The sequence below is a fragment of the Pseudomonas pseudonitroreducens genome (assembly GCF_021603645.1).
GTDB classification, from domain to species: domain Bacteria; phylum Pseudomonadota; class Gammaproteobacteria; order Pseudomonadales; family Pseudomonadaceae; genus Pseudomonas; species Pseudomonas pseudonitroreducens.
Genome location: NZ_BQHJ01000030.1, coordinates 1 through 3,641, shown reverse-complemented (window position 1 = coordinate 3,641; position 3,641 = coordinate 1). Strand labels below are relative to the sequence as shown.

4 protein-coding genes are annotated in these 3,641 nt (G+C 62.1%); 3 read left to right on the top strand and 1 reads right to left on the bottom strand.

The features are described 5' to 3' along the window. Window positions 1–485, top strand: a 485-nt coding sequence (locus L6D89_RS32170; RefSeq protein ID WP_445009258.1) for a hypothetical protein, incomplete at its 5' end; no start/stop codon positions are given. 57 nt (window positions 486–542) lie between these two features. Beyond that, the gene (locus tag L6D89_RS32165) at window positions 543–887 is read left to right on the top strand and encodes a hypothetical protein (protein WP_236202316.1); all 345 of its coding nucleotides are present in this window, start codon (window positions 543–545) and stop codon (window positions 885–887) included. A 100-nt stretch (window positions 888–987) separates the two neighbouring features. Here the strand turns inward: L6D89_RS32165 and L6D89_RS32160 are convergent, their stop codons facing one another. Continuing rightward, window positions 988–1,161, bottom strand: coding sequence for a hypothetical protein (locus L6D89_RS32160; RefSeq protein ID WP_157837693.1), 174 nt, complete (start codon window positions 1,159–1,161; stop codon window positions 988–990). On the opposite strand from L6D89_RS32160, the gene L6D89_RS32155 reads away from it, so the two are divergent. Next, window positions 1,160–3,641 (top strand): phage tail tape measure protein (locus tag L6D89_RS32155; protein ID WP_236202315.1); only part of this gene is annotated, 2,482 nt, incomplete at its 3' end. The genes L6D89_RS32160 and L6D89_RS32155 overlap by 2 nt on opposite strands.

Sequence of the window (3,641 nt, the reverse complement as noted above, 5' to 3'; positions counted from 1 at the left end):
GCAAGGTCATCGAGCTGGAGCCGGAGACTGTCACTGGCGAGGCGGTCGTCCTGATTCCGGGCAGCCTGGTGGTGACTGACTTCCCTGGTCCCAAGAGCCTGGTCATCACCAAGACCCAGGGCAGCACCCCGGTGCCGAACACCGAGGTCGAGGTGTCGGCCGCTGGCTTCCGCGTCAAGGAAGACAGCACCGCGATCACCGAGCCGACCCCGGCAACCATCGCCTACACCAGCACCAAGGCGATCCGCATCGAGCCCATCGTGGAAGCCGGCGCCGAGTACAAGCTCGTCCTGGACGGCCTCAACGAAGCCGACAGCGGCCGCCCGGTGGTCGTGACCATCTGGCGCTGGAAGGCACCGCCTGCGGAAGAGCTGGCACTGATCGATGCGGAGAACCCCGGCAAGCTGCTCTCCAAAGGCGAAGTGCTGGCCGACACCTCCCGCCCGGTCGGCGAGTCGCCCTTCTACCGCATCGACTGGCTGTAACCCTTCCACCTTCCCGGCCCCGCAAGGGGCCGGCTCCTGGAGTTTCCGAAGATGAGCATGGCTCTGACTAAGACCATTCCCCTGGGCGAGATCAGCGTGGAAGTGCGCGAGCTGACGGTGGGTGAGATTCGCCACCTGCTCAAGATGATGGCCGAGGGCGACAGCAGCGACGTGATTAGCAGCACGCTCCTGCCAGAGATCAGCCTGACTGAGCTGGCCCTGATGACTGACCTCGATGTCGACCAGCTGGATGACCTGGCGCCCAGCCAACTGCGCAAGGTGTTCGAAGCGACCCGCGAGGTGAACACGGATTTTTTCGTCCTGCGCGAGCGAATCGTGGAGGTGGGGAAACAAGTCCTCGGGAAGCTCTCCGAAGACTCGAACGGAACGCTAGTGCCCTGATTCGCCAGGGCCATACCGGGGTGTGGGATTACCCCTGGGGTACGTGGCAGTCAGCGGTCGACGAGGCGATTGAAGCGGCAGAGCGGATGAAGGCGGGGAGCTAGTCCTCCTTCTTCGCCTTTCCAGCCGAGGCAGAAAGTAACGGCTTGAACAGAGTAACGAGCAGCAGCACGAACAGAAGGACAACAACCAAGCCTCCTGTGAACTCTGCGATCTGCCTAGAAAAAAAAGTGAATGCAAGAACCAACGCTATTAACAGGTAGATAGCCTTCATGACTGATGTCCGTCTCTCAGTAAGTGTCGATGCCAGTCAGGGCCGCAACGAACTGCAGCAGTTCAAGGCTGGCTACTCTGCCTTAGTGGAGCAGCTGCAGCGCCCGCTGAATCAGATCGCGTCCGTGCGCGATTTACAGGCGAGCCTAGTCGAGAACAGCAAGCAGCTCAACGACGTTCGGGATCGCGTGCGGGATCTGGCTAACGAACTGATCGCCGCCGAGAAGCCCACCAAGGCCCAGCAGATGGCCTACCGCGCAGCGACGCAAGAGGCCAAGACGCTTGAGCAGGCGATCAGCGGTCAAAAGTCGCAGCTTGCCCAGCTGTCCGCCTCGCTCAAGTCTGCAGGCGTTGACACCAACTACTTGAGCAACGAGCAAAAGCGTCTCTCGGCAGATTTGGCACAAGCCAGCGCGGCCGCCGATCAGCAAGCGCGAATCGCAGGTGCTCGCCAGGCGTTGGGCGTTCGCCCCCACCGCGAGGTACGTGCAGAGATTGAGAAGCTCCGCCAACAGTACGCACTCCTGCAGCGCGATGGGCAGCTCTCGTCCGTCGAGCTGGCCCAAGCTCAGATCGGCCTCCGCGAAAAGACGGCTCAGCTGACTCAGGAAACGACTGGCTGGGCTGGCTCACTGCGCCAGGTACAGATTGAGGCCGGCTTGGCCGTGGCTGGTCTGGGCGCCCTGATCTATGGCGGCAACGAGCTTCTGGAGTTCTACGCCAAGTTTGCCCAGGCGATGGCAGCGGTGGACTCCATCACCAATCTGACCCGCCCACAGCTCAAGGAAATGTCCAAGGACGTGCGCGATCTCGCCGTCGCCTATGGGCGTGACGCCACTGAGTCGGCTGAGGCGCTCAACGACATCCTGTCGTCTGGTGTATCCGAGGACAACGGCATCAAGGTCTTGGAGCAGTCCATCAAGGCAGCTATCGCTGGCATGACTGAGACGGGCACTGCTGCGGCTGGCGGCCTGGCCATCGTCAACGCCTACGGTGAGAGCATCGACAACCTGGGGCTGCGCTATGACCAAATGTTCCTGGCGGTCAAGGATGGTGTGACCACCTTCCCCGAGCTGGCCCAGTTCATTGGTGACGTTCTGCCAACGGCCAAAGCCGCTGGCGTTGGTTTCGATGAGGTCGCGGCGGCTATCGCTCGGATGACCATCGCGGGCATCAAGACGCCGCAGGCCACCACCGCATTGAAGGGCGCCATCAACGCCCTGGCCGCCCCCACCCCTGATGCGCAGAAGAAGCTGGCTGAGATGGGCATCTCCTGGAAGGGGCTTACCACCACCCTGGAAGACATCGCATCCCGAAAGCTCGGCCTTGATGCCATGCGTCAGATCATTCCGGACGTCGAAGCGCGGACCGCTGTACTGAGCCTCACTCAGTACATCAAGGATATGCGCGCAGAAGTAACGGCCATGGGCGAGGCCGGCGGTTCCATGGAGGCGGCTTACGCCAAGATGTCCAACACGCCTCAGGCTGAGCTGGATCGTTTCAATGCCTCCTGGCGGGAGTTCAAGCTTCAGCTTGGCGAGGTGGCCGAGGCGTTTTCTCCATTGCTCGATGGCGCTGCCAAGGTTCTGAAGTTCTTCTCGGAACTTCCAAAGCCAGTGCAAGTAACCATTGCGTCCATCGTTGGACTGGGCGTTGCGTTGTTCGCTGGTGCCAAGGTCATGGTTGCGATGAAAGAGCCCGCCCTACTGCTCAAGGCAGCCCTCACGTCCCTGCCAGGCGCGGGCCCTGGGATCTCGTCGCTGATCGGCCAGCTCGGCACCTTGGTCGCCTCCCTGAAAACCGTCGCTGGCTGGGCGTCCCTGGCCAAGGGGGCGCTCGCCCTGGGCGTGGTTGCCTGGACGGGCAACAACCTCATGCAGCTGTATGACCTGTACAAGCAGAACCAGGAACTCACCAAGAGTCAGCAGGACTACGAGAAAGCCCTCAACGACACGATCACGGCGACGACCAAGTACGCCGACGTGGTGATCCAGCCGGCCGAGGCGCTGGCTCGGATGAATGACGAACAGCGCAAGGCCTATGCCGAGTCGCTGCGCCTGGCAGAAGAGCACTACCGCAAGCAGTCCGAGCTGACCAGTCGGCGTGACATGCAGCGCGATGGCCCCACCGCACCGGTGAGCAATGAGGCCCTGGCAGCGGCCAAGCGTGCTCGCGAGTACCGCGAGGCGCTGCAGCAGATGACAGCTGACCAGGCTGCCGCAGCCGAGGCCCAGGAAGCGGCCGAGAAGCGTCACACCGACAACATGAACAAAATCAGGACCGACAACCTGGCCAAGCTCCAGACCGCGCTGGCCACTGAAATGCGCATGTATGAGGCTGCTGCCAAGCGCCTGGAGACTGCGAAGAAACAGCGCGAAACGGTGGCCAAAGAGTTCGCCGACCTGGCCAAGGACATGCGCACTGCCCCGGCCGGGCAAGCTTCGCTCAGCGATGTCTATTCGCTTCAGTCGAAGGCTCGCC

What these genes read in the sequence shown, in the direction of transcription:
- L6D89_RS32165 (WP_236202316.1), top strand. Translation starts at nt 543, where the DNA reads ATGGCTCTGACTAAGACCATTCCCCTGGGCGAGATCAGCGTGGAAGTG.
- L6D89_RS32160 (WP_157837693.1), bottom strand. Translation starts at nt 1,161, where the DNA reads ATGAAGGCTATCTACCTGTTAATAGCGTTGGTTCTTGCATTCACTTTT.